Source organism: Stenotrophomonas sp. 2YAF22 (genome assembly GCF_052114665.1).
Lineage (GTDB): Bacteria > Pseudomonadota > Gammaproteobacteria > Xanthomonadales > Xanthomonadaceae > Stenotrophomonas > Stenotrophomonas indicatrix.
The window spans coordinates 1-3,250 of sequence record NZ_JBFRFE010000503.1; the positions used below are offsets into that span (position 1 = coordinate 1).

Here is a 3,250-nt window from a genome sequence, read left to right on the forward strand (position 1 = left end):
TACCAGAGCGGTGTGCCAACCAAGGTTGGCATCCACCAGAGCGGTGTGTCAGCCCTGCCCGGCGAACACCCGCTCCAGCACCTCGGACAGCTCGTCTTCCGAGAACGGCTTGGTGATATAGGCCTTGGCACCCTGGCGCATGCCCCACATGCGGTCGGTGTCCTGGTCCTTGGTGGTCACCAGGATCACAGGAATGTGCCGGGTCGCCTCATCGCGGGCGAGCGTGCGGGTCGCCTGGAAGCCATTGAGGTTGGGCATCACCACGTCCATCAGCACCAGGTCGGGCAGCTCGGCCTTCGCGGTTTCCACCCCGGCCGCACCATCGGTGGCGGTCAGGATCTGGTGCCCGAGCTTCTCGACGATGCGCTGTATCCCCAACAGCTGCGACGGTGAGTCGTCGACGATCRGAATGCGTGCCATGTTGTTCCCCGTGTGATGCCGGAAGTGTAGTGCCGGCATCCCGTTGGCGGGAGGGCGACTGCTGCCGTCCGTCGCCTGCCTGCGACGTTCAGTCGATCCGCACCACCGTGCGGCCAAGCGAGCCGCCCGCCAGCATGCGATCGAACACCGCAGGCAGGCCGTCCAGACCGACTTCGGCGGTGCAGATGCGGTCCAGGTGCTGCGGCTTCCACGCGTCGCCCAAGCGTGCCCACACTTCTTCGCGCAGCGCGCGCGGGGCATTGGCCGACGAAACGCCGAGCAGCGAGACACCGCGCAGGATGAAGGGCATCACGGTCATGTCCAGCGTCGGGCTGGCGGCCAGTCCCGCACTGACCACGCTGCCGTAAGGTACGGTCTGTGCCAGCAGGCTGGCCAGCATCGGCCCGCCGGCGTTGTCCAGGCCACCGCCAAAACGTGCCGACTGCAGCGGCCCGGTGTCGGCAAGGGCGTCACGCGGCAGCACCTCGGCAGCACCGATGCCGCGCAGGAAGTCGATCTGCTCCGGTTTGCCGCTGATCGCGTGCACGGCATAGCCGGCGCGGCTGAAGATGTCCACGGCCAGAGCGCCGACCCCACCGCTGGCGCCGGTAACCGCCAGTGGCCCAAGCTCGGGTGTCTGCCGGTTGTCCTGCAGGCGCAGCAGCGCCAGTGCGGCGGTGAAGCCGGCGGTGCCCAGTACCATCGCCTCGCGTGGGCTCAAGCCCGCCGGCTGGGCGATGACCGCGCTCGATTCCAGTCGCACGTACTGGCTGTAGCCGCCATCACGGGTTTCGCTGAGGCCACAGCCGGTGGCCAGTACCGCATCGCCCTCGCGCCAGGCCGGATCGGTGGAGGTGACCACCGTGCCGGCCACGTCTATCCCGCCCACCAGCGGGAAGCGACGCAGTATCCGGCCTTTGCCGGTGCCAGCCAGGGCATCCTTGTAGTTGACCGAGGACCAGTGGGCGCGGATCAGTACCTGGCCGGGGTTGAGGTCGTCCAGACGCAGCGGGACCAGGCCGCTGCGGTAGCCGGCGTCGTCTTTTTCGATGCGGAAGGCGGTGAACGGGGTGGTGGGGGCCATCGGCGTTGCCTGACTTCGAGGAAAACGCCACCTTACCCGGTCCGACCCCTTTCAATCCTGCCGGTCCGCCCCATCTTGTATGATCGGTAGTGGTTAACGGCTGGCGTTGCGGGAAGGGCCCGCGTCGCAGCCCACATCTTGATGGAGCGTGCATGGCCTGGAATACACCCGGCGGCAACAAGGGCGGACAAGGCCCCGAGGACAATCGACGCGGGCCGTTCGGGTCGCGCGGCGGTGGCAATGGTGGCGGCTGGGGCGGATTGCCCGGACCGCTGAAGGATCTGTTCGACGGCGGCATCCTGCGTTGGGTGGTGGCGGCAGTGGTCCTGCTGGTGCTGTTCTCCAGCTTCCAGCTGATCGGCGAACAGCAGCGTGGCGTGGTGCTGCGCTTCGGCCAGTTCTCGCGCATCCTGACCCCAGGCCCGAACTTCAAGTTGCCCTGGCCGATCGAATCGGTCACCAAGGTCAACGCCACCGAGATCAAGACCTTCTCGATCCAGGTGCCGGTGCTGACCCGCGATGAGAACATCGTCAATGTCTCGTTGAACGTCCAGTACCGCATCGATGACCCGCAGCAGTACCTGTTCGGCACCGTTGATGCCAACCAGGTGCTGGAACAGTCGGCGCAGAGCGCGGTGCGCGAGGAAGTCGGTCGCGCCGACCTCAACGCCGTATTGAACAACCGTGGCCCGCTGGCCGTGGCCGCCGAAGAGCGCCTGCAGACATTGCTGCGTGCCTTCAAGACCGGTCTGACCGTGACAGGCCTGACCCTGCAGGACGCCCGTCCGCCGGAGGAGGTCAAGCCGGCCTTCGACGAGGTCAACGGTGCCCAGCAGGTCAAGGAGCGCCTGATCAACGAAGCCCAGGCCTACGCGGCCAAGGTCGTGCCTGAAGCGCGCGGCCAGGCCTCGCGTGCCCGTACCACCGCCGAGGGCTACAAGCAGGCCGTGGTGTCCAAGGCCGAGGGTGATGGTCAGCGCTTCAGCCTGCTGCAGGCCCAGTACAAGGACGCACCGGAAGTCACCCGCAAGCGCCTGTGGCTGGAAACGGTGCAGCAGGTGTTGAGCGAGAACCGCAAGGTCATTGGTGGCGATGGCCGCCAGCTGATCTACGTGCCGATGACCGGTGATACCCGTGCCAGCACCTCGGCACCGGCCCCGGTGCCGAACCCCGATGTGGTGATGCCGTCGCTGCCGGGTACCACCGCAGTGGAAGCTTCCCGTGATCCGGGCCGGCCGGTGGGCCGCCCGACCGGGCGTTCGAGCGGCCGTGAGGAGGGCAGCCGATGAGAAATTCAATCTGGATCGCCGTTGTCGTAGCGGTGCTGCTGGGCCTGCTGGGTTCGGTGTACGTGGTCCGCGAGGACCAGACCGCCATGGTCCTGAACCTGGGCAAGGTGGTGCGTTCGGACATCAAGCCGGGCCTGCACTTCAAGCTGCCGGTGGTGGAAACGGTGCGGGTGTTCGACCGCCGCTTCCAGGTGCTGGACACCGCGCCGGCCCGTTACTTCACGGCCGAGCAGAAGGACGTCAGCGTCGACTTCTTCGCCATCGGTTACATCTCCAACGTGGGTGATTACTTCCGTGCCACCGGCGGCGATCCGCGCATCGCCAACGCCCGCCTGGCGCCGATCATCACCGACTCGCTGCGCAACCAGATCAACTCGCGCACCCTGCCGGTGGTGGAAACGGTGCGGGTGTTCGACCGCCGCTTCCAGGTGCTGGACACCGCGCCGGCCCGTTACTT

General features: G+C 67.0%; 4 protein-coding genes. 2 read left to right on the forward strand and 2 right to left on the reverse strand.

Features of this window, described 5'->3' with window-relative positions; all coding sequences use genetic code 11:
• Positions 1-48 precede the first annotated feature (48 nt).
• Together pilH and AB4Y84_RS17170 are read right to left on the reverse strand one after the other, a co-directional pair.
• Positions 49-420: a twitching motility response regulator PilH gene (pilH, locus tag AB4Y84_RS17165; protein WP_442250517.1), complete on the reverse strand. Its 372-nt coding sequence runs from the start codon at positions 418-420 to the stop codon at positions 49-51.
• A gap of 88 nt (positions 421-508) precedes the next feature.
• Positions 509-1,504, reverse strand: a complete 996-nt coding sequence (locus AB4Y84_RS17170; RefSeq protein ID WP_442244608.1) for a YhdH/YhfP family quinone oxidoreductase — start codon at positions 1,502-1,504, stop codon at positions 509-511.
• Positions 1,505-1,656: 152 nt separating this feature from the next.
• On the opposite strand from AB4Y84_RS17170, the gene hflK reads away from it, so the two are divergent.
• Complete coding sequence (hflK, locus tag AB4Y84_RS17175) at positions 1,657-2,793, forward strand: FtsH protease activity modulator HflK (protein WP_223496164.1); 1,137 nt, start codon at positions 1,657-1,659, stop codon at positions 2,791-2,793.
• On the forward strand, positions 2,790-3,250 hold a 461-nt coding region (locus AB4Y84_RS17180; protein ID WP_442250518.1), incomplete at its 3' end, for an SPFH domain-containing protein. The genes hflK and AB4Y84_RS17180, both read left to right, overlap by 4 nt.